Raw genomic sequence first — 22,992 nt, 5'->3', positions numbered from 1 at the left:
ACATTTTGTTACATTAATTAGATAAATGTTATCCCCGCCCTGCCGTTGAAGAGCCATACCTTTTCAATAATGAGCAATTTATGATCACTTTTTTTCGCCGTGCAGGTCTGGGCACGAAGCTATCGCTGCTTACCGGCGTCAGTGTCGCTATCCTCTTTCTGCTATTCACCTTTTTACTCAGCCACAAGGCCAGCCAGCAGCTTGAAGCCCTGGCGGTAGAAGACCTGCATAACCAGTCCACCGGGATGGTGGATATGGTGCAGATGTTTAACACCAGCCTGAGCGAAGAGGTGGAAAGCTATACCCGGCTGTTCACCACCTTTCTGCCGCAGCCCCTGAACATCGACAGCAGCCAGAGCCAGACCATTAACGGACTGAACGTCCCGCTGCTGAAAGGCGGCGACACCGGGCTGCATGAGAACAATACGCTGTCTGATGATTTCCTGAACCGCACGGGGGCGATCTCCACGCTCTTCGTTCGCAGCGGCAACGACTTCGTGCGCGTGGCGACCTCGCTGCGCAAAGAGAATGGCGACCGGGCAATGGGCACGGTGCTGGACGCCGCCAGCCCCGCCTTCGCTGCCGTCACCAAAGGCGGGGTCTATCGCGGCCTGGCGCTGCTGTTCGGCAAGCGCTACATCACCCAGTATCAGCCGGTGAAAAGCCCCGACGGACAGGTGATCGCCATCGTCTTCGTGGGCGTGGACATCACCCACTCGTGGAACGTGATGCGCGAGAAGATCCTCAACCGTCGTCTGGGAGAGAGCGGGCATTTCTTCGTGCTGGATCGCAGTAACGGCAAAACGCGCGGACAGTTCCTGTTCCACACCCGCGAAGAGGGGCAGCTGCCGAAGTGGGATGCCGCAACGCAGCAGCAGCTGTTGAGCGATAAATCCGGCACGCTGGAGCGCGTCAACGACGAAGGCCGTACCCTGAAAATGGCCTGGACGCCGCTGCCTGGCTGGAACTGGACGATTGTCGGCGAGGTGGATAAATCGGTGCTGCTCGCCAGCGTTAACACCCTGCGCGACCGCTTCCTGCTGGCGGGCGTGGTGCTCTCGGCGCTCTTTGCGGGTCTGTTCGTCTTTATCATCCGCCGGATGCTGACGCGCCCGCTTCGCGACGTTATCCATCTTGCGCGGCAGTATGCGGACGGCGATCTGCGTGCCCACCTGCCGGTGACGCGCCAGGATGAGGTCGGCCAGCTGATTGTCGCCATCAACGGGATTGGCGGTGGATTGCAGAAAATCGTGCAGCAGGTGCGTGAAGCGGCGGGCGAAATCAATATCGGCACCCGCGCGCTGGCGTCGGACAGCGGCGAAATCTCCGAGCAGATCAACAAGCAGGCCAGCAGCGTGGAGGAGACCTCCGCCAGCATGGAGCAGCTGGCCGCGACCGTGCAGCAAAACGCCGCAAACATGGCGCAAACCCAGCAGCTGGTGGGGGAAACCTCCCGCGCGGTGCATCAGGGCGGTGAAACGGTGACGAACGCGGTGGCGACGATGGATGATATTCGCGATGCGTCAAAACGAATCGAAGATATCACCCGCGTGATTGAGTCAATTGCCTTCCAGACCAATATTCTGGCGCTGAACGCCGCCGTGGAGGCCGCGCGCGCCGGGGAGCACGGCAAGGGCTTCGCGGTGGTCGCACAGGAGGTTCGCGCCCTGGCAGCACGCAGCGCCAACGCGGTCAAAGAGATCGAGCAGCTGATTGGCGATACGCTAAACAAGGTCAGCGAAGGCCACGCCCTGTCCGAGCAGACGCGCCTGGCGATGAACGACATCATCGTTCACATTGATAACATCAGCCAGCTGGTCACCGAGATTAACCACGCCTCGCACGAACAGTCGGCGGGCATCAATCAGGTTAACCTCGCCATGACGCACATCGGCGAAGCCTCACACATCAACGCCGACCGCGTTTCCCGCAGCGAGCAGACCGCGCAAACGCTGCGCGAGAAAGGCTCACACCTGACGCAGCTGGTGAGCCTGTTCCAGCTGAAGGGCTAACCCACCCTGCCCGTGGCGCGCAGCAGCAGGTCGTTTTGCACCTGTTCGCTCATCAGCGAACCACCGCGGGCATCCAGCATCATGCGGCACCACGCCTGCGCCATCGGCGGCGATGCGTGCCGCAGCATTTGGCTGCCCGCCCCCAGTAAAAAGAGCTGCTGAGTGATTTCTCTGCCCTGCGCCTCCTGCGGTTTACGCAGCTTTTGCTGGAGCTGCCGCCAGCTGCGGTCGAAGTGCCTGTCCTGCCCTTTAACCTGCGCGAAATCCTCCGTAAGCAGCTCAAGAATGCCGGGCTGCTTCGCCAGCACGCGAAGTACGTCCAGACACATAATATTGCCGGAGCCTTCCCAGATGCTGTTCACCGGCATCTCCCGATACAGGCGCGGCAGCTCGCTCTCTTCGCAGTAGCCCATGCCGCCGAGCACCTCCATCGCTTCCGCCACGAACGGAATACCCGCTTTGCAGACGCTGTATTTCGCCGCCGGGGTAAACAGCCGCGCCCAGGCAGCCTCTTGCGGATCGGCGCGTTTATCCCACGCGCGAGCCAGGCGGAACAGCAGCGCGGTGTGCCCCTCCAGCACCAGCGCCATGCGGCTCAGAACGTCACGCATAAGCGGCTGTTCAATCAGGTTCTTGCCGAAGGTCTGCCGCTGGTGCGCGTGGTAAAGCGCCACCGAGAGCGCCCGGCGCATCAGGCCGTGGCTGCCGAGGGCGCAGTCGAAGCGCGTCAGGCCGCCCATTTTCAGGATCTGCCGCACGCCCTCGCCCTCCTCCCCCAACAGCCAGCCGCTGGCGTCGAGGAACTCCGCCTCGCTGCTGGCGTTCGAACGGTTGCCGAGCTTATCTTTGAGCCGCTCCAGGCGAACCGCGTTACGCTGTCCGTCAGGCAGAAAACGCGGCACGAAGAAGCAGGATAACCCGCCTTTGGCCTGCGCCAGCACCAGATGCGCGTCGCTTTGCGGCACCGAGAAAAACCATTTATGCCCCACCAGCCGGTAGCTGCCGTCGCTGCACTTTTCCGCCCGTGTGGTATTGCTGAGCACGTCGGAGCCGCCCTGTTTTTCCGTCATCCCCATGCCTATCAGCAGCCCCCGCTTTTGCCCGACCGGCGCGAGGTGCGGATCGTAGCGATCGCTCAAAAGCGGCGTGAGCCAGTCGCGGAACATCATCGGCAGAGACTGCTGCAACAGGGGCGTAGCGGCAAAGGTCATGGTGACGGGACACAGGGTTCCGGCCTCGACCTGCGAATGGAGAACAAAACGGGCGGCTCTGGCCACGAACGATCCTTTACGCGCCTCCTCTTCCCACGCCAGATTGTGAACGCGGTTGGCGCACAGCCCCTGCATGAGCAGATGCCACGCCGGGTGAAAGCGCACGTCATCGAGCCGCTCTCCGGTGGCGTCGTAGCGCAACAGTTCGGGTGGATTGACGTTCGCCAGCCTGCCTAACTCCAGCGATTCCGCCGTTCCCAGCTGCTGGCCGATGCTGGCGAGCAACTCCATGTCCCACTCGGCCCCTTCGCGGTTGACCGCTTCACGCAGCGCGCAGTCCGACAGAAACAGGTTGCTGTTTGAGAGCGGCGCAGGCTGATTAAACACGGTATGGGTGTGCCAGTGCATATTGAGTCCCTCCTTCAATGGCAATGAAGGTAAGTATGGACAGGGGGCGATAACGCTGCATGGGAGGAGGGTCACACGATGGCGATCCCGCTGAAATCATTCGTGAAATGGCTCACAGAACATAAGAATAAACTATTTCACGTGCGATTATTTGTTGAATAATTTATTCCTACCCCCCTTTAAGTGAGGAACGTTATGCAACAGGATGCGCACAAACGAGCATTGATTGCAGGCTCCATCGGTAACTTTATCGAATGGTATGAGTTTGCGGTCTACGGTTTTCTGGCAACGGTGATCGCGAAAAACTTCTTCCAGCTCGACGGAGAAGCGGGGCTGACCAGCCTGATCCTCACCTACGCGTCGTTTGCGATCGCCTTTTTCTTCCGGCCGCTGGGTGCGGTGGTGTTTGGCCGTATCGGCGACAAAATTGGCCGCAAGCCGACGCTGATTATCGTGCTGGTGCTGATGACGCTCGCCACCGCCGCCATCGGCCTGGTGCCGGTGTACGCCAGCATCGGCATTGCCGCGCCGCTGATCGTCACGCTGCTGCGCATCCTGCAAGGGCTGTTCGCCGGGGGAGAATACGGCGGTGCCGTTTCGCTGATGACCGAATTTGCGCCGCGGGGCAAGCGCGGCCTCTACGGCGCATGGCAATCCTTTACCGTGGCGCTGGGGCTGCTGGCCGGTGCGGGGATCGTCGCGCTGCTCTCCGCCCTGCTCACCCCTGAGGCCCTGCACGACTGGGGATGGCGTATCCCGTTCTTCCTGGCGCTGCCGATGGGCGTCGTTGCCCTCTGGCTGCGGGTCAGCATGGAAGAGACGCCGAGCTTTGTGCAGCAGCAGGAGAACCCCGCGGTGGCTCAGGCACATGCGGCGGCAACGCTAAAAGCCATCGTGATGGGGATTGGACGGGTAATGGTGTGGTCAGCCGCCGGTTATACCTATCTGGTGATTATGCCCACCTACCTGCAATCGGCGCTGCACACCGGGTTTAATCAGGCGCTGCTGATTGCCGTAATTTCGAATATCGGCTTTGCACTGACCATCATTCCGTCGGGGATCCTGAGCGACCGGATCGGGCGGCGCACGGTGATGCTTATCGCTACGGTGCTGCTGCTGATCCTCGCCCTGCCGCTGCTTAAGATCCTTCAGGCTGAGTCTAGTACGCTGGCGGTGAAGGCGATTGTGGTGCTGATTGCCGGGGGGCTGGTGGGAATGCTGGCAGGGCCGGGTCCGGCGATGCTGTCAGAGATGTTTCCGACCCGCGTGCGTTATACCGGGCTGGGGCTGGCCTATTCCCTGTCGAACGCAATATTTTCCGGCTGTGCGGGGTTGATTATCACCGGGCTTATCAAAGAAACGGGCAATCTGGATATTCCGGCCTATTACGTGATGGCAACGGCGGTGGTGAGTATCGTGGCGTTGATGACGCTCAGGAAGGATGACCATTTGCGGTCGCTGGAGGAGTGAAGTTATTTTGCCGGGTGGCGGCTTCGCCTTACCCGGCCTACAAAACCGTAGGCCCGGTAAGCGGAGCGCCACCGGGCAAAAATCAGCTACGCTGACGCACCGCTTCGAACAGGCAAATACCCGTTGCCACCGACACGTTCAGGGACGACACGCTGCCCGCCATCGGAATGCTGATCAGCTCGTCGCAGTGTTCACGCGTCAGACGACGCATCCCTTCACCTTCCGCGCCCATCACCAGCGCCAGACGGCCGGTCATTTTGCTCTGGTACAGGGTATGATCCGCTTCACCCGCCGTTCCGACGATCCAGATGTTCTCTTCCTGCAACAGACGCATGGTGCGCGCCAGGTTAGTCACGCGGATCAGCGGCACGTTTTCAGCGGCGCCGCACGCCACTTTTTTGGCCGTCGCGTTCAGCTGTGCAGAGCGATCTTTTGGCACGATAACCGCGTGTACCCCGGCCGCATCCGCGCTGCGCAGACAGGCGCCGAGGTTGTGCGGATCGGTAACGCCATCCAGGATCAGGAAGAACGGGTTATCCAGCTCCGCGATCAGATCCGGCAGATCGTTCTCCTGATACTGACGGCCCGGCTTCACGCGAGCAATAATGCCCTGGTGTACCGCGCCCTCACTTTTCTCATCCAGAAACTGGCGGTTCGCCAGCTGGATCACCACGCCCTGTGCTTCCAGCGCGTGAATAAGCGGCATCAGACGTTTATCTTCACGTCCTTTCAGCATAAACACTTCCTGAAAACGCTCCGGTGCGCGCTCCAGCAGGGCCTGCACCGCGTGGATGCCGTAAATCATTTCACTCATTGATGGTTCTCGTCATATACATTTCCCCTCTCCCGGCTGGGGAGAGGGTCAGGGTGAGGGGAATATTACTCCGCCTGCTGTTTCTTCGCAGCACGCTTCGCTTTGGTCGCGGCGGCTATTTTTTGGGTTTTAGCGGAAGGTTTTTTCGCCGCACGCGCCTCTTTCTTTGCCGCTTTCGGCTTTTGCTTCTTCTCGCCGCGGAAGGCGCTGTCCGGCTCGAAGTTCACCTTCTTGCCGGCCTGACGACGCTTACCGCCGCCCGGTTTACCGTTGCCGCCTTTCTTCGCTCTTTCACGCTCGGTTTTGCCCACGTTGCGCGGCGCGCGTTCGCTGGAGATCAGGCTGAAGTCGATTTTACGCTCGTCCATGTTGACGGCTTCAACCTTCACTTCAACGCGATCGCCCAGACGATAGGTCTGGCCGCCGGATTCGCCAATCAGGCGCTGCCCGACCTGGTCGAAGCGGTAGTAGTCGTTATCCAGGCTGGAGACATGCACCAGGCCGTCGATAAAGAGCTCATCCAGACGCACGAAGAAGCCAAATCCGGTCACGCTGGCAATCACGCCTTTGAAGACGTTACCCACCTGGTCCAGCATGAAGTCGCACTTCAGCCAGTCCGCCACGTCGCGGGTCGCTTCGTCGGCACGGCGTTCGGCCATCGAACAGTGCTGACCCAGTTGCAGCACCTCGTCCATGGAATAGTGATAGCCACCGGTTTCGGTCGTGTTGCCTTTATGGCCCTGCTCCTGCGCCAGCAGGTACTTAATCCCACGGTGCAGAGAAAGGTCAGGATAACGGCGGATCGGCGAGGTAAAGTGCGCGTAAGACTGGAGCGCCAGGCCGAAGTGGCCGCGGTTTTCCGGATCGTAAATCGCCTGCTTCATGGAGCGCAGCAGCATGGTTTGCAGCATTTCTGCGTCAGGACGGTCGCTGATGGATTCCAGCAGCTCGGCATAATCGCGCGGCTCCGGCTTGTTGCCGCCAGGCAGCTCCAGGCCAAGCTCAGCGAGCACGGAGCGGAACGAGGTAATCGCTTCGGTCGTCGGCTTATCGTGAATACGGAACAGCGCAGGCTCTTTGGCCTTCTCAACGAAACGGGCCGCCGAGATGTTTGCCAGGATCATGCACTCTTCAATCAGCTTGTGCGCATCGTTACGCTGGGTCTGCTCGATACGCTCGATACGGCGTTCGGCGTTGAAGATAAACTTCGCTTCTTCGCTCTCAAAGGAGATCCCGCCGCGCTCTTCGCGCGCCTGTTCCAGCGTCTTGTAGAGGTTGTGCAGCTCTTCGATGTGTTTAACCAGCGGCGCGTACTGTTCGCGCAGCTCCCGATCGCCTTGCAGCATATGCCAGACCTTAGTGTAGGTCAGACGCGCATGGGAACTCATCACCGCTTCGTAGAACTTATAACCGGTCAAGCGGCCTTTGGTGGAGATGGTCATCTCACAGACCATACACAGGCGATCAACCTGCGGGTTCAGGGAGCACAGGCCGTTAGAGAGCACTTCCGGCAGCATGGGCACTACCTGCGACGGGAAGTAGACCGACGTGCCGCGGCTGCGCGCTTCGGTATCCAGCGGCGTGTTTGGACGGACGTAGTAGCTCACGTCGGCAATGGCCACCCACAGACGCCAGCCGCCACCGCGTTTTTTCTCGCAGTAAACGGCGTCATCGAAGTCGCGGGCATCTTCGCCATCAATGGTGACCAGCGGCAGGGAGCGCAGATCCACGCGGCCCACTTTGGACTCTTCCGGCACTTCTTCACGAAGACCTTCAACCTGTTCCTCAACCGCTTTCGGCCACACGTAAGGGATTTCATGGGTACGCAGGGCCATGTCGACCGCCATGCTGGTGCCCATATTGTCGCCGAGCACCTCGACGATTTTACCTACCGCTTTAGTGCGACGGGTTGGACGCTGGGTAAGTTCGACCACGACGACAAAGCCCATGCGCGCGCCCATCACCTCTTCAGGTGGGATCAGGATGTCAAAGCTCAGGCGGCTGTCGTCCGGCACCACAAAACCTACGCCAGCGTCGGTGAAGTAACGGCCAACAATCTGGCTGGTTTTTGGCACCAGCACGCGGACCACGCGCGCTTCGCGGCGGCCTTTACGATCGGCACCCAGCGGCTGCGCCAGGATCTGATCGCCATGAATACACATCTTCATCTGTTCGGATGAGAGATACAGATCGTCTTTACGCCCCTCAACGCGCAGGAAGCCATAGCCGTCGCGGTGACCGATAACCGTGCCTTTCAGCAGGTCGAGGCGTTCCGGCAGCGCATAGCACTGGCGGCGGGTAAAGACCAGCTGCCCGTCACGCTCCATGGCGCGCAGGCGGCGGCGAAGGGCTTCAGTTTGCTCTTCACCTTCAATATTTAATTCAACGGCAAGTTCTTCTCGGTTGGCGGGTTTTTCGCGTTTGGTTAAGTGTTCAATGATGAACTCGCGGCTTGGGATGGGGTTCGCGTATTTTTCGGCTTCGCGTTCCTGGAAAGGATCATGTGACATATCGGTTCCTCCGTTGTCAGCTCCGGTGGAAATTTTCTTCATTCCACCAGCAATAATTTATAAAGCGGTTGATTCTCTTCAACCAAATCGGCCAGCGTATAGTTATCCAGTTCCATGAGAAAACTTTGCACGGCTTTAGAAAGCGCCTGTTTCAGGCGACAAGCAGGTGTGATGTGGCAAAACGCGCTGCTGCAATTCACCAGCGACAGCGGTTCCAGCTCTCGTACCACATCACCAACCCGGATACTCTGCGCCGGTTTTCCGAGGCGGATCCCACCATTTTTCCCGCGGACGGCAGCAACGTATCCGGCACGACTCAGTTGATTGATTATTTTGACCATGTGATTACGGGATACACCGTAGACCTCTGTCACTTCAGATATACTGGTCATCTTCCCATCGGGTAACGACGCCATATAAATCAGCGCGCGTAAGCCGTAATCGGTGAAACTCGTTAACTGCACATCAACCTCAGGAAAAGGGAAAACGCGGTCAAACCGCAGAGATATTCATTAATGATGATAAACCAGCCAGATAGTTGGCGGCTAATTTATTTGACAGACGGGGCGAAAAAGCGGAGTTCCAGGAGCGTCGCCGGATGGCGCTACGCTTATCCGGCCTGCGGGTCTCCCCGCAGGCCAGCAGTCACGAAGATTATGCGTCGAACGGGTCGCGCAGGATCATCGTTTCAGTACGATCCGGGCCGGTAGAAATAATATCGATCGGCACTTCGGTCAGTTCTTCAATACGCTTGATGTAGTCCAGCGCCGCCTGCGGCAGGCCGCTACGCTCTTTCACACCGAAAGTGGTCTCAGACCAGCCCGGCATGGTTTCGTAGATTGGCTCGATGCCTTCCCAGTCGTCAGCCGCCAGCGGAGTGGTGGTGACTTCGCGGCCATCTGGCATACGATAACCGACGCAGATTTTCACCTCTTTCAGGCCGTCCAGCACGTCCAGCTTGGTCAGGCAGAAGCCAGACAGGGAGTTGATCTGCACTGCACGACGTACGGCAACCGCGTCCAGCCAGCCGGTACGACGACGACGACCGGTGGTCGCGCCAAACTCGTTACCCTGCTTGCACAGGAACTCGCCGGTTTCATCAAACAGCTCGGTCGGGAATGGACCTGCACCCACGCGAGTGGAGTACGCTTTGATGATGCCCAGAACGTAATCAACGTAACGTGGACCCAGGCCAGAGCCGGTTGCCACGCCACCTGCGGTGGTGTTAGAGGAGGTCACGTACGGGTAGGTACCGTGGTCGATATCCAGCAGCGTACCCTGCGCGCCTTCGAACATGACGAAATCGCCACGCTTGCGCGCCTGGTCCAGCAGATCGGAGACATCAACAACCATACCGGTCAGAATGTCAGCAATCGCCATGACGTCATCCAGCACTTTCTGGTAGTCAACAGCGTCTGCTTTATAGAAGTTCACCAGCTGGAAGTTGTGATATTCCATCACTTCTTTCAGTTTTTCAGCGAAGGTTTCTTTGTCAAACAGGTCGCCCACGCGGAGACCGCGACGTGCCACTTTGTCTTCATAAGCCGGGCCGATACCACGACCGGTGGTGCCAATAGCTTTCGCACCACGCGCTTTTTCGCGCGCAACGTCCAGTGCCACGTGATAATCCAGGATCAGCGGGCAAGCTTCAGAGAGCAGCAGACGCTCACGAACAGGGATACCACGGTCTTCCAGACCTTTCATCTCTTTCATCAGCGCAGCAGGAGACAGCACAACGCCGTTACCGATGATGCTGGTGACGTTTTCGCGGAGAATGCCTGATGGAATAAGATGGAGGACGGTTTTTTCACCGTTGATTACGAGAGTATGGCCTGCGTTGTGACCGCCCTGGTAGCGTACAACATATTTAGCCCGTTCAGTCAGAAGATCAACAATCTTCCCTTTACCTTCGTCACCCCATTGGGTGCCCAGTACGACGACGTTGTTACCCATTTTTTCAAAATCACCGTTTGCTTAAAAATGGATTCTACCATCGCTTTTTCAGATATACAGCACTTTTTGACCCTAAAACATGCCAAATTCGACCACTTTTTGATCAGCCAATCGTTTTCCTCAACATGTAGTAGATAACGATACCGGCAACCACTAGACCCCCACCGAAACGACGCAAAATATTATCGGGCAGCTGGCTCATCGTGGCGATCATTTTGCGCCAGGCGCGTGGATAAAGCATCGGACCTAAACCTTCAAGCACCAATACCAGGGCTAATGCCAGCCAAATCGTTGAATTCATTTTTCACCTTTATCTGTTTCCGCTTCCGGCGGTTCGGCTTTTATACATCAGGCCCCAGGATCACACTTCATTTAACCCACAAACCTGAAGCGTATTATGAAGTAAACCTTCACGTTACGCTTATAACTCATTGATTATAATAGCTTCATAGTATCACAAACTTCATGATTGGCGTGAAAAACCCACCCACCGCAAAATTCATAATCCGTTTTATTGAAAGTCATTATTAAAATTGCAAGTATGCCACCGCGTATCGAGCTCGATACGAATATAAAATAATTAGGATGATTATAATGAGAGTATTAACAGCAAGTGAAATTGATGCGGTAAGTGGTGCTGGCTGGCTGCAAAACGCCCTGGCCTCTTTGGGTAGCAAAATTGGCGCAGCAGTCTGGGCAAACAGCGGCAGCGCATTCGATGTTGAACTGCCAGTTGTTGGCACCATCAGCCTGGCGACAATGGCACCAGACCTGGGCAAAACGATGGGTGAAACCATGGGCTCAAACATCGGTGGCCAGATTGAGAACACCCTGGCTAATCTGCCTGTTATCGGCGGTATGCTGAACAAACTGCTGGGTAACTAATTTTATCCAGATATTAAAAAGGCGCCCTGCGGGGCGCCTTTTTTTATGTCATCGATCAGCGAGTTGTCGTAGTCGCCGGAGACTTCATATAGCGGAAGAAATCGCTATCCGGGCTAAGCACCATTACATCCTGATTGCTCTGGAAGCTGCTTTCATAGGCACGCAGGCTACGGATGAAGGCGTAGAAACCTGGATCCTGGCTGAACGCATCCGCGAACAGTTTAGCGGCTTCGGCATCACCTTCACCACGCAGGATACGGCCCTGGCGCTCAGACTCGGCAAGCGTCTTCGTCACTTCGTAATCCGCCGCTGCACGCAGTTTTTCTGCCTCTTCCTGGCCCTGTGAACGGTGGCGACGCGCTACCGCTTCACGCTCGGCGCGCATACGGTTGTAGATCGCTTCAGACACTTCAGCAGGCAGGTTGATCTGCTTGATACGCACATCGACCACTTCGATACCCAGCGCAGCCATACTGTTCGGGTTGATCACCGGCACTTTGCCGTTGGTTTCAGCCTGAACGCGCTCTGCCGCTTTGGCAATCGCGTCATCCGCCGCTGGCGTTTCCACTTCGTCTTCCGTACCCGCGCTGCCCGAGTTCAGAGCGTCGCGTACTTCCAGCGTCAGACGACCGCGGGAGTCGGTTACGATGTCTTTCACATCAAGACGACCAATCTCAGAACGCAGACGGTCAGAGAACTTACGTTTCAGCAAGACTTCTGCCTGAGAAACGTCACCACCGCCCGTTGCCAGGAAGTAGCGGCTGAAATCGCTGATGCGCCATTTGATATAGGAATCAACGATCAGGTCTTTCTTCTCTTTGGTCACGAAACGGTCAGCCTGGTTATCCATGGTCTGAATACGCGCATCGAGCGTTTTCACCGACTGGATAAACGGAACTTTAAAGTGCAGGCCCGGCGCGTAGATCACCGGACGCTTGTCGCCGTCACGCACCACGCTGCTGAACTGGAACTTGATGCCGCGCTCGCCCTCTTTCACCACAAAGATAGAGGTATAAAGCACGACCAGTACGATGACGACGATCGCAATAACTGACTTACGCATCCTTATTCCCCCTGACGCTGGTAGTCGTTACGCTGCGCGTTAGCACGGCGTTGGTCCATAATGTCACCATCGTTCGAAGAAGGCGTTGTGTTCGCGCTGGAGCTGCCTGATGAGGCCGGTGGCAGACGCAGCAGGTTGTTGGCACCGCTGTTATCCGTCTTCGACGCAGGGGCAGAGCCGCCTTTCAGCATCTGATCGAGCGGCAGCACCATCAGGTTTCCACCTTTGCTGTCGTTAACCAGCACTTTACGCGTATGGCTCAGCACTTTTTCCATGGTCTCGATATACAGACGCTCACGGGTAATTTCCGGTGCCGCTTTATATTCCGGCAGGATCTTCGCGAAGCGAGCCACTTCACCCTGCGCTTCCAGGATGGTCTGAGTTTTGTACGCGCGCGCTTCTTCAAGAATACGCTGCGCCTGACCGTTAGCACGCGGCTGCACTTCGTTGGTATACGCTTCCGCTTCACGGATGTACTGCTGTTCGTTTTCACGCGCGGCAATCGCATCGTCAAACGCGGCCTTAACCTCTTCCGGCGGACGAGCAGCCTGGAAGTTGACGTCCAGCAGGGTGATACCCATGTTGTACGGGCGAATAGTCTCTTCCAGCTCGCGCTGGGTATCGCTACGAATAACGGTACGACCTTCGGTCAGAATACGGTCCATAGTGTATTTACCGATCACACCACGCAGGGCGCTGTCGGTCGCCTGACGCAGGCTGTCATCCGCGCTGGTCACGCTAAACAGATAACGTTCAGGGTCGGTTACGCGGTACTGCACGTTCATCTCAACGCGCACGACGTTCTCGTCAGAGGTCAGCATCACGCCGGATGCAGCCAGTTCGCGAACGGACTCCACGTTAACGGCGGTCACGTCGTCAATGAAGGTCGGTTTCCAGTTCAGGCCCGGCTCAACCAGATGGCTGAACTTGCCGAAACGGGTAACCACGCCGCGTTCTGCTTCTTTAATGGTGTAGAATCCGCTGGCAGCCCAGATGATTACCACAGCAGCGGCCACAATTCCCACGATGCGACCACCCATTTGCGGGCGCGGCCCCTGAGTGGAGTTACCACCCGAGCCAGTACCTTTTCCTCCGCCAAGGCCACCAAGCTTTTTGCTCAGCTTGCGGAAGATATCATCCAGATCCGGCGGCCCCTGCTCGCGACCACCTTTGTTGCCATTTCCCTCAGAGTTGCCGCCAGGTTTGCTGCTTCCCCACGGGTCGCGGTCTTGTCCGTTATTACCGGGCTGATTCCACGCCATGTATATGCTCCATATTTGTTATGCAAGGGCGAATTATTCAGGCATCCCCTTTCTGATCAGACGATATAGTCGACCAGCGCAGGTTCTTGTTTACAGAGGCGACGCCAGTCAACGATCGGCATACGCACCTGCATCCCCACGCTGCCGTCATCCTCCATCCACTCTTTTTCTATCGCCTGAAGCTGATAAAACCGGCTGCGCAGCCTGCCTTCCTGTGGTGGCAAGCGCAGCGTGTGCTGAGCAACCTCACCGGAAAGTCGTTCTGTCAAAGCCTGGAAAAGCAGTGGCACGCCAATCCCGGTCTGAGCGGAAAGCCAGACCCGAATCGGTTTGTTCTCTTCATCACGGTCGATACGCGGCTCAAAGTCGTCCAGCATATCGATCTTGTTCATCACCAACAGCGTTGGGATTTCGTGAGCGTCGATCTCTTCGAGCACCACGTTAACTGCGTCTATATTTTCCTGCACGCGCACGTCTGCGGCGTCAATTACGTGCAGCAGCAGCGTTGCCTGACGCGTTTCCTGCAACGTGGCTTTAAACGCGGCCACCAGATCGTGCGGCAGATGACGAATAAACCCTACGGTATCCGCCAGCACGGTTTCGCCGACGTCCGCGACGTCAATCCGACGCAGCGTTGGGTCCAGGGTCGCAAACAGCTGGTCTGCGGCATAAACCTGGGCCTCGGTAATCTGGTTAAACAGGGTGGATTTACCGGCGTTGGTATACCCCACCAGCGACACCGTCGGGATGTCAGCTTTCGTTCGCGAACGACGCCCCTGCTCACGCTGTTTCTCTACGCGCTCAAGGCGTGAGAGGATCTGGGTAATACGGCCACGCAGTAAACGGCGGTCGGTTTCGAGCTGGGTTTCACCCGGACCGCGCAAACCAATCCCGCCTTTTTGTCTTTCAAGGTGGGTCCAGCCACGCACAAGCCGCGTTGCCAGATGGCGCAGCTGCGCCAGCTCAACCTGCAACTTTCCTTCATGGGTACGCGCACGCTGAGCAAAAATATCTAAAATCAAACCCGTGCGATCGATAACACGGCATTCGCAAAGACGTTCCAGGTTACGTTCCTGAGCCGGAGACAGCGCATGATCAAACAACACGACTGATGCGCCGGTTGCTTTAACGGCATCCGCAATTTCTACTGCTTTACCTTCACCAACAAAATACTTCGGGTGCGGCGCTTTACGGCTACCGGTAATCACCTTCATTGCTTCGACACCGGCGGAAGAGACCAGAGCTTCGAACTCCTGGAGGTCTTCCATATCTTTGTCTTGCGAAAAATAGATGTGTACCAGCACCGCCTGCTCACCGGCATCATAACGGTCAAACAAGCGTATAACCCTCTAAAAATATCAGCGGGGAACGCAGGATCCCTGGCTCCCCGTGTGGATAACAGCCAGAGACCTTATTCGTTCTCTTCGCTGTCCTGCGCAGGAGAAGAAGAACCCTGTGCGTTGCTGCCATGATGGTAGTTACTACCAGTGCCGCCGCCAGCGTTATTACTGTGATGGGATACCGGACGGGACGGAACAACAGTAGAAATAGCGTGCTTGTAGACCATCTGGCTGACCGTGTTTTTCAACAGGATCACGAACTGATCGAAAGATTCAATCTGACCTTGCAGCTTAATACCATTCACCAAATAAATAGAAACTGGAACACGTTCCCGACGCAATGCGTTCAAGAACGGATCTTGTAAAGATTGCCCCTTAGCCATTCTATCTTTTCCTTATATGCTTGTTTTGTACTTAGAACCTTGCGATTCTGAAAAATTGCGCACGATACGGCTTAATTGTACACATTCAGTGAGCGATATCACCAACAACCTGAACGACCTTGTTTAGCGATTGTTGTGGATTTTCACTGTCTAACCAATGAATTCCGTCCCAACCGCGCAACCAGGTGATCTGGCGTTTCGCTAACTGTCTCGTGGCGCAAACACCTCGATAAACCATTTCATCGTATGAAATCTCACCTTCGAGATAGGACCACATCTGGCGATATCCCACACAACGAATGGAAGGCATGTCCGTATGCAAATCTCCACGGGCAAAAAGCGCCCGCACTTCTGCTTCAAAATCTGAAGCCAACATCTGATGAAAACGCTGCTCAATTCGTTGATGGAGCAGTTCACGGCTCGCCGGGGCGATGGCGAACTGATGCACCTGATACGGCAGAGCTTCTCCTGACGTTTGCGTCAGTTCCGTTAAAGTTTTACCCGAAATGAAAAAAACTTCCAGTGCCCGGGAAAGCCTTTGCGGATCATTTGGATGAATCCGTGCTGCGGCAACCGGGTCGATCTCGGCCAGTTGCTGATGCAAAACGTCCCATCCCTGCTCTGCTGCCTGCTGCTCAATTCTCGCTCTCACGTCCGGATCGGCTGATGGCAGAGGCGATAACCCCTCCAGCAGCGCCTTAAAGTAGAGCATTGTCCCGCCAACCAGAAGCGGAATGCGCCCTGCGGCGGTGATCTCGGCCATCTCGGCTAAGGCATCCCGGCGAAAATCTGCCGCGGAGTAGGCCTGCGCCGGGTCGAGAATATCCAGCAAACGGTGCGGTGCCGCGCGCAGCTCTTCTGCGTCTGGCTTCGCGGTGCCGATGTCCATCCCTCGATAAATGAGGGCGGAGTCAACGCTAATCAACTCTACAGGCAAAACTTTACGTAACTCAATGGCTAACGCCGTTTTGCCGGAGGCCGTTGGCCCCATTAAAAAAATTGCCTTAGGCAGGCTCGCCTTGCTTACGTCAATCATGTTTCAGGGCGGTCATCGCCGTTTGTAAATCAACAGGTTGTAATAATCCACCCGGCGGCGATTTGACCAGGTGCGGGCAAAGGCGTTCAACCTCAGCCAGCACGGTAATCGCCTGCGCCATGGTCCACGGATTGTGCTCGCTCGCCAGATGGCGGGCAATCCACTGCGCGGTGTTGGCAGCATCATACGTCGTTTGCTGCGCCAGGTAGCCTATCAGTTCAGGAATCAAGTTTTGTAAATTTTGTTGGCGTAAGGGTAAAGGCACTGCACGAATTGTCACATGCTGCGCCTCTAACACAAATTCAATGCCCATTTCTGCGAGCTGAGTCGTAGCACGCTGTAATACAGCCACTTCTTGCGGGGATATTTTCAGGCGTACCGGAATCAACAGCGGCTGCGCGCAGGCCGCGTTTTCGCCTGGCGTAAGTTGCATCTGCTTAAGCCAGCGTTCGGCGACGGGCAGCGAAAGCAGCAGCAGCTTGCCGTTACGTTCGAGCAGCGCCATATCCGGCGCGACAATGGTCAACACCCGGCCAAAACTCTGGCTGTGCCCGTCCAGCGAAGGGGCCGGTGTTTCGACGTGCGCTTTGCGCTCCACCGCAGGCGTATCCAGCAGCTTGCGGTACAGCGCTCCCTGCTGTTTTTGATAGCCAGGCTGCGCGTTCGGGTAGTTCGCACCGGTAGGGCGCGATACATTGCCCGACGAGGAAAACCGGGGCGACGCTGGCTCGCGCGCCACCGCAGGCTCGGCAAAATGGTTGCGCCCCGCCGCCACGCGGTTCTCGGGGATCGGACGCGGCGCGGCAGGCTCGTTTTCCAGCGGCAAGGCAGGTTCAGCGGCCTGCTGCTGCAACACACTCAGCACGCCCTGATAGATGAAATCGTGTACCAGGCGCGACTGATGGAAACGCACTTCATGCTTGGCAGGATGCACGTTCACATCCACCTGATGCGGATCGATTTCCAGATAAAGCACAAACGCGGGCTGCTGATCGGCACCCAGCTTGTCTTCACAGGCCTGGCGGATCGCGTGATTAATCAGGCGGTCGCGCATCATGCGGCCATTCACGTAGCAATACTGAATATCGGTAAAGGCCGCGCTGGACGCATTCGGGTCAGCCACCCAGCCGCGCAGGGCCAGATCGCCATGCTGCCACTCGATAGCCAGCGCCTGTTCCAGAAACGCCGTTCCGCAGATTGACCCCAGTCGACGCTCCTTCTGCCCGCCTTCAGCCACCGCGCGGTACTGGCGCATCACCTTACCGTTATGGCTGAGGTTAATGGTGACATCGAAACGGGCCAGCGCGATGCGGCGGATAATCTCGTCGATATGACCAAATTCGGTCTTTTCGGTGCGCATAAATTTGCGCCGGGCGGGCGTGTTATAGAAGAGATCCAGCACTTCCAGCGTCGTTCCCACGGGGTGCGCCGCTGGCTTAACCGTCACGTCCATGTCGCGCCCTTCGGCGTAGGCCTGCCACGCTTCCGGCTGTTCAGCCGTGCGGGAGGTAAGCGTTAAACGGGAAACGGAGCTGATACTGGCCAGCGCCTCGCCGCGAAAGCCGAGGCTGATAATGGCTTCCAGATCGTCAAGCGTGGTGATTTTACTGGTGGCATGACGCGCCAGCGCGAGGGCCAGCTCGTCTTTTTTAATGCCGCAGCCGTTGTCGCGAATACGAATAAGCTTCGCGCCACCGCGTTCGATATCAATATCAATGCGCGTTGCCCCGGCATCGAGGCTGTTTTCCACCAGCTCTTTCACGACCGACGCAGGGCGTTCCACCACCTCACCGGCGGCGATTTGGTTCGCGAGCTGGGGCGGTAGAACCTGAATCGGCATGAAAACTCCTTAATTAGTGGCGGTCATCTCACCCGGCAGCGCGGCGCTCGCGGTCTGAGCACCTCCGCCCTGAGGCGCAGACTGCAACGGATGCGCGTCAAAGTATTTCCGTAACCCCTGATAAATCGCATCGGCGATCTGCTGCTGGAAGCCGTCGCTGCCCAGCAGGCGCTCTTCACCGTTATTGCTGATGAAGCCCGTTTCCACGAGGATGGACGGAATATCAGGTGAACGCAGAACGCCCAGGCTTGCATGTTCAGGACGGCGTTTATGCAACACGCCCACGCTCTGCAACTGGTTCAACACGTTAGTGGCGACATCATACCCGACGCGCTGCGAATGACCGAACTGTAAATCCAGCACGGCCTGGCTCAGATACGGGTCGGACTGACTGTTCGCCAGCACGTCACCTGCGCCGCCCAGCAGTTCGGACTGCTTCTCGTGCTCTTCAAGCCAGTTAGCCATCTCACTGTTAGCACGGCGATTTGACAGCACCCAGACCGACGCGCCGGTGGCGTTGCGATTTGGTGCGGCGTCCGCGTGAATGGACACCAGGAAGTTCGCATTCTGCTTACGCGCCACGTCTGAACGCCCCATCACCGAGATAAAATAATCCCCGTCGCGGGTCAGCACGCCTTTAAACATCGGATCGTCGTTCAGCAGCGTGCGCAGCTTGCGGGCGATAGCGATGGTGACATTTTTCTCTTTCGTGCCGCCCGGCCCGATGGCACCGGGATCTTGTCCACCGTGACCGGCATCAATGGCGATAATCACTTTGTCACCGCTAACGGACGTGCGTCGTGCGGTGGCCGCCGGACGCGTCACCGTATTGCTGCTGGTGGCAGCGGTAATGCGATCGTTTTGCGATTTAAACGGGTTGCGGGCAGGCTCGGACGGCCGCGGAGTATAAACAGGCTCTTCCACGCGCTTCGCGACAACCGGTGCCGGTGGCGGCGGTGGCGGCACGTCCGCATTGATGGTAAAGACCACCGTGTAGTTAGCGCCGTTTTTCTGCTTCACCGCCTGGGTTTTGCCCTTTTCGGTCAAATCGACCACCAGTCGTAAAGATTGGTCGTCTTTTGGCGTACCCGAGCGGATGCGTTTAACCAGGTTGTTACCGCTAAATTGCAGCGGCAGTCCCTGGATCACGCCCGACTGCTTGATATCCAGCGCCACGCTGTGGCTGTCGATTTGTGAAAACGCATACTCAGGATCGCCCATAAAGCTGAAGGTAATACGGGCCTGGGAATCCCCGTTAGAGACCTGAATATCCGAGAGACTGGCGGCCCCGGCGTTCGCGCAGAGCAGCACCGTTGCAGCCAATAACCAACCTTTAACGCGACTAATCATCCCGTATCCCTAAGCTCAACCGGCTAAACGCGCCAGCAAAGAGTGACCTGATGAGGAAACAGCACTGATGCGCGCCTCACGCCCTTGTGCCTGGTAATCTAAGTGAATTTCGACATCCGGGTCAGGCAGCACACCCGCACCTTGTTGCGGCCACTCCACCAGGCAAATGGCGTCGTTGGCAAAGTAATCGCGGATCCCCATAAATTCCAGCTCCTCGGGGTCCGCAAGACGGTATAAATCGAAGTGATACACCATTAAATTGTCGAGCGTATAGGGCTCGACCAGCGTGTAGGTGGGGCTTTTGACGTTCCCTTTGTGGCCTAACGCCTGTAAAAAACCACGGCTGAAGGTGGTTTTACCGGCGCCTAAATCACCGTACAGATAGATGACGGTCGCACCCTGACAGGCCTGCGCCACGCGCTTGCCGAGATCTAAAGTGGCTTCTTCGTCGGGTAAAGGAATCGCTCGATTAGTCATTTTCTACGTCAATCACATCCGGGTTAACAACACGCCTGAGCGTGCAAAAAAGATCGGTGGCCAGCATTCCGCGCGTTCCGTACTGCGCCGCAAGCCTGTCGGCGGCCGCGCCGTGTACCACGCAGCCGGCACAGGCTGCATCATAAGGGGTAAGTTTCTGTCCGAGCAATGCGCCGATGATGCCAGAGAGCACATCGCCCATTCCGCCGCTCGCCATGCCCGCGTTACCGGCATCGACGATCCCCATCGCGCCGAATTCACAGGCGACGATCGTGCCCGCCCCTTTCAGAACCGCAACACCTCCGTAACGTTTTACCAGACGCTGGGCAGAAAGTAAGCGATCCCTTTCAATTTCTGCAACGCTGCAATTGAGCAATCGCGCGGCTTCGCCGGGGTGTGGCGTCAGGATGCGATTGTGACGCTTATCAGGGTTGATTGCCAGAAGGTTCAGCGCGTCGGCGTCCCACAGCGTCACTTTACGAAAATTCCCCACCTTTTGAAGCGCCTGTTTGCCCCAGGCCTGTTGCCCAAGTCCCGGGCCAACCACCACCACATCCGCCCATTCGAGGCTGTCGTCCAGCGTCTGCGGCGTGAGTTCATGCACCATCAGCTCCGGGCGAGCGGTGATGAGTGGGGAAATATTTTCGCTGCGCGTCAGCACCCGCACCAGCCCGGCACCGCTGCGCAGTGCAGCCTCTCCGGCCATGCGGATAGCGCCCGCCGTGCCGTGGTCGCCCCCGATAATCACCAGCCTGCCATGATCGCCCTTATGGGATGTCGGGCGACGCGGCGTGAGCCACTGCGCAAGATCGGTTTCATCAAAGCGGGTAATGTGCGTGTCCTGCCCCGCCAGCCAGCCGTCCAGCCCCAGGGCATTATGGTGAAGTTTTCCCACCACATCCCGCGCCTTTCCGGTCAGCAGGCCGGGTTTAAGGGCAATAAAGGTGATTGTGTGGGCAGCGTGAATCACCGCGCCCGGGGTGGCGCCGGTCTGGGCGATTAAGCCGGAGGGAATATCCAGCGCCACAACCGGCGCGGGATGCACGTTGGCGCGCTCAATCAGGGCGGCTATCGGATCGCGCGGAGCGTTACGCAGCCCGGTGCCCAGCAGGCCATCGACGATCAGATCAATATCGTCCGGCCAGAGAATATCTGCGGCATGGATAGTCCCGCCGGCATTGAGCCAGGCTTCGCGCGCGTCACTCGCCTCTTCCGGCAGCGGTTTATCGCTCTCCTGCGCCAGCAGGGTCACGCGAAGACCCGCCGCAACCGCCAGACGTGCCACCACGTAGCCGTCGCCGCCGTTATTGCCGTGCCCACATAAGATGAGCCAGTGTGTCGCATCGGGATACGCGTGGCGGGCAACGTTAAACGCCGCCTCGCCCGCGCGCTGCATCAGTTCAAAAAGGGTAATACCGAGACTGTCGGCGGCCTCTTTTTCGGCACGCCGGAGGTCATCCGCATCCCAGATGGAATGTGGTATACTTGCGGGGTTTTTCTTCACAGTATGGTCCGTCATGTCACAGCCCCTCGATCTCAATCAGTTAGCGCAAAAAATTAAACAGTGGGGCGCTGAGCTTGGCTTCCAGAAAGTCGGCATTACGGACACCGACCTTTCTGCCAGCGAGCCGAAACTACAGGCCTGGCTGGACAAACAATACCACGGCGAAATGGAGTGGATGGCGCGACACGGCATGATGCGGGCGCGTCCACACGAGCTTTTGCCGGGCACGTTGCGGGTCATTAGCGTGCGGATGAACTATCTTCCCGCTAACGCGGCGTTTGCCCGTACCTTAAAAAATCCCTCTTTGGGTTACGTCAGCCGTTATGCCCTGGGGCGTGATTACCATAAACTTCTGCGTAACCGCTTAAAAAAACTCGGGGAAACTATTCAGCAGCACTGCGATTCGCTGAATTTTAGACCCTTTGTCGATTCTGCGCCTATTCTTGAGCGCCCGATCGCTGAAAAAGCCGGGCTTGGCTGGACAGGTAAGCACTCACTAATCTTGAGCCGCGACGCCGGATCATTCTTCTTCCTCGGTGAACTGCTGATTGATTTACCGCTGCCGATAGACGGCCCGGTGGAAGAAGGATGCGGCCGCTGCGTGGCCTGCATGACCATCTGCCCGACCGGGGCGATTGTCGAGCCTTACACCGTCGACGCGCGCCGCTGCATCTCTTACCTCACCATTGAGCTTGAGGGCGCTATTCCGGAAGAGTTCAGGCCGTTAATCGGAAACCGCATCTACGGCTGCGACGATTGCCAGCTGATTTGCCCGTGGAATCGCTATTCGCAGCTAACCGACGAAGAGGACTTCAGCCCGCGTAAAGCGCTTCACGCCCCTGAACTCATTGACCTGTTTGCCTGGACCGAAGCCTGGTTCCTGAAGGTGACAGAGGGTTCTGCGATTCGCCGTATTGGACATCTTCGCTGGCTGCGAAACGTTGCCGTTGCGTTGGGCAATGCTCCCTGGGATGAGGCAAATATCCAGGCGCTGGAAAGCCGTAGAGGTGAGCACCCACTTCTCGATAAGCACATAGAATGGGCGATTGCGCAGCAAATCGAGAAACGAAATGCCTGCGTGGTTGAAGTACAACTCCCGAAAAAGCAGCGTCTGGTGAGGGTGATCGAAAAAGGGCTTACCCGCGATGCGTGATATATTCACAGCCTGTGAATAAAAATCGAAACTCAGGCGTAGTCTGGCTTTGCAAACAGGTCAAGCGATCGCCATAGCATTTTTGAACGAAATTTTATCCATTCTTTTCAATGGGTTGAAAGGATATCATTCACCCTGCTAAGGTTTTGACCTCTTCAGAACTGACATATGATCTGTGGATAAGTCTGTTTAAAAGAAAATTTCAGGCTCAATAGAATACGTCCCCAACGAATCTTTTCGCTGTGGATATTCAGGAGATTGAGAAGAATTTGGAGCGGGAAACGAGACTCGAACTCGCGACCCCGACCTTGGCAAGGTCGT

General features: G+C 57.2%; 19 protein-coding genes. 4 read left to right on the top strand and 15 right to left on the bottom strand.

All coding sequences use genetic code 11. The annotated features are described in order from the left end of the window. The first annotated feature begins 80 nt into the window (after nt 1-80). Nucleotides 81-2,012 carry a methyl-accepting chemotaxis protein gene (locus tag ACSVHP_RS02435; protein WP_447550878.1) on the top strand — a complete coding sequence of 644 codons (1,932 nt, stop codon included), beginning with the start codon at nt 81-83 and terminating at the stop codon, nt 2,010-2,012. Here the strand turns inward: ACSVHP_RS02435 and ACSVHP_RS02430 are convergent. Next, entirely contained in the window at nt 2,009-3,631 is a 1,623-nt protein-coding gene (locus ACSVHP_RS02430) for an isovaleryl-CoA dehydrogenase (protein WP_447550877.1), read from the bottom strand. The genes ACSVHP_RS02435 and ACSVHP_RS02430 overlap by 4 nt on opposite strands. A gap of 195 nt (nt 3,632-3,826) precedes the next feature. Here ACSVHP_RS02430 and ACSVHP_RS02425 point away from each other — a divergent pair, with 195 nt between their 5' ends. Then, the gene (locus tag ACSVHP_RS02425; RefSeq protein WP_447550876.1) at nt 3,827-5,101 is read left to right on the top strand and encodes an MFS transporter; all 1,275 of its coding nucleotides are present in this window, start codon (nt 3,827-3,829) and stop codon (nt 5,099-5,101) included. A gap of 82 nt (nt 5,102-5,183) precedes the next feature. Here the strand turns inward: ACSVHP_RS02425 and rlmB are convergent, their stop codons facing one another. From rlmB to ACSVHP_RS02400, 5 genes are all read right to left on the bottom strand, one after another. After that, complete coding sequence (rlmB, locus tag ACSVHP_RS02420; protein ID WP_234673053.1) at nt 5,184-5,915, bottom strand: 23S rRNA (guanosine(2251)-2'-O)-methyltransferase RlmB; 732 nt, start codon at nt 5,913-5,915, stop codon at nt 5,184-5,186. A gap of 65 nt (nt 5,916-5,980) precedes the next feature. Continuing rightward, nucleotides 5,981-8,425 (bottom strand): ribonuclease R, encoded by a 2,445-nt coding sequence (gene rnr / locus ACSVHP_RS02415; protein WP_447550875.1) that lies wholly within the window; start codon nt 8,423-8,425, stop codon nt 5,981-5,983. 38 nt (nt 8,426-8,463) lie between these two features. Beyond that, the gene (nsrR, locus tag ACSVHP_RS02410; protein WP_039028444.1) at nt 8,464-8,889 is read right to left on the bottom strand and encodes a nitric oxide-sensing transcriptional repressor NsrR; all 426 of its coding nucleotides are present in this window, start codon (nt 8,887-8,889) and stop codon (nt 8,464-8,466) included. A 190-nt stretch (nt 8,890-9,079) separates the two neighbouring features. Next, complete coding sequence (locus ACSVHP_RS02405) at nt 9,080-10,378, bottom strand: adenylosuccinate synthase (protein WP_234673057.1); 1,299 nt, start codon at nt 10,376-10,378, stop codon at nt 9,080-9,082. Nucleotides 10,379-10,481: 103 nt separating this feature from the next. Continuing rightward, on the bottom strand, nt 10,482-10,679 hold the full coding sequence (locus ACSVHP_RS02400; protein ID WP_417315445.1) for a DUF2065 domain-containing protein: 198 nt from the start codon (nt 10,677-10,679) through the stop codon (nt 10,482-10,484). Nucleotides 10,680-10,972: 293 nt separating this feature from the next. On the opposite strand from ACSVHP_RS02400, the gene ACSVHP_RS02395 reads away from it, so the two are divergent. Further along, the gene (locus ACSVHP_RS02395; protein ID WP_234673061.1) at nt 10,973-11,263 is read left to right on the top strand and encodes a hypothetical protein; all 291 of its coding nucleotides are present in this window, start codon (nt 10,973-10,975) and stop codon (nt 11,261-11,263) included. A 55-nt stretch (nt 11,264-11,318) separates the two neighbouring features. On the opposite strand, the gene hflC is transcribed toward ACSVHP_RS02395, so the two are convergent. The 9 genes from hflC to nnr form a co-directional block, all read right to left on the bottom strand. Further along, the gene (gene hflC / locus ACSVHP_RS02390; RefSeq protein ID WP_234673062.1) at nt 11,319-12,326 is read right to left on the bottom strand and encodes a protease modulator HflC; all 1,008 of its coding nucleotides are present in this window, start codon (nt 12,324-12,326) and stop codon (nt 11,319-11,321) included. Nucleotides 12,327-12,328: 2 nt separating this feature from the next. Then, complete coding sequence (gene hflK, locus ACSVHP_RS02385; protein ID WP_417315449.1) at nt 12,329-13,588, bottom strand: FtsH protease activity modulator HflK; 1,260 nt, start codon at nt 13,586-13,588, stop codon at nt 12,329-12,331. A 56-nt stretch (nt 13,589-13,644) separates the two neighbouring features. Next, the gene (gene hflX / locus ACSVHP_RS02380; RefSeq protein WP_234673073.1) at nt 13,645-14,925 is read right to left on the bottom strand and encodes a ribosome rescue GTPase HflX; all 1,281 of its coding nucleotides are present in this window, start codon (nt 14,923-14,925) and stop codon (nt 13,645-13,647) included. 74 nt (nt 14,926-14,999) lie between these two features. Then, complete coding sequence (gene hfq / locus ACSVHP_RS02375) at nt 15,000-15,311, bottom strand: RNA chaperone Hfq (RefSeq protein WP_234673075.1); 312 nt, start codon at nt 15,309-15,311, stop codon at nt 15,000-15,002. Between the two features lie 85 nt (nt 15,312-15,396). Continuing rightward, on the bottom strand, nt 15,397-16,347 hold the full coding sequence (gene miaA / locus ACSVHP_RS02370) for a tRNA (adenosine(37)-N6)-dimethylallyltransferase MiaA (RefSeq protein ID WP_234673077.1): 951 nt from the start codon (nt 16,345-16,347) through the stop codon (nt 15,397-15,399). Continuing rightward, entirely contained in the window at nt 16,340-18,187 is a 1,848-nt protein-coding gene (mutL, locus tag ACSVHP_RS02365) for a DNA mismatch repair endonuclease MutL (protein ID WP_447550874.1), read from the bottom strand. The genes miaA and mutL overlap by 8 nt, the downstream gene beginning before the upstream one ends. Before the next feature lie 9 nt (nt 18,188-18,196). Then, nucleotides 18,197-19,537, bottom strand: coding sequence for an N-acetylmuramoyl-L-alanine amidase AmiB (amiB, locus tag ACSVHP_RS02360; RefSeq protein WP_447550873.1), 1,341 nt, complete (start codon nt 19,535-19,537; stop codon nt 18,197-18,199). Nucleotides 19,538-19,552: 15 nt separating this feature from the next. Continuing rightward, nucleotides 19,553-20,014, bottom strand: a complete 462-nt coding sequence (gene tsaE / locus ACSVHP_RS02355) for a tRNA (adenosine(37)-N6)-threonylcarbamoyltransferase complex ATPase subunit type 1 TsaE (RefSeq protein ID WP_234673083.1) — start codon at nt 20,012-20,014, stop codon at nt 19,553-19,555. Further along, nucleotides 20,007-21,533 carry a bifunctional ADP-dependent NAD(P)H-hydrate dehydratase/NAD(P)H-hydrate epimerase gene (nnr, locus tag ACSVHP_RS02350; RefSeq protein ID WP_447550872.1) on the bottom strand — a complete coding sequence of 509 codons (1,527 nt, stop codon included), beginning with the start codon at nt 21,531-21,533 and terminating at the stop codon, nt 20,007-20,009. The genes tsaE and nnr overlap by 8 nt, the downstream gene beginning before the upstream one ends. Here nnr and queG point away from each other — a divergent pair. Beyond that, the gene (gene queG / locus ACSVHP_RS02345) at nt 21,532-22,671 is read left to right on the top strand and encodes a tRNA epoxyqueuosine(34) reductase QueG (RefSeq protein ID WP_447550871.1); all 1,140 of its coding nucleotides are present in this window, start codon (nt 21,532-21,534) and stop codon (nt 22,669-22,671) included. The two genes, nnr and queG, sit on opposite strands and share 2 nt — an antisense overlap. The last annotated feature ends 321 nt before the right edge of the window (nt 22,672-22,992 follow it).

It is taken from the genome of Enterobacter sp. 186315 (assembly GCF_053290175.1).
Note: the sequence above shows the minus strand (reverse complement) of the source record. Positions and strands in the feature narration are given on the sequence as shown.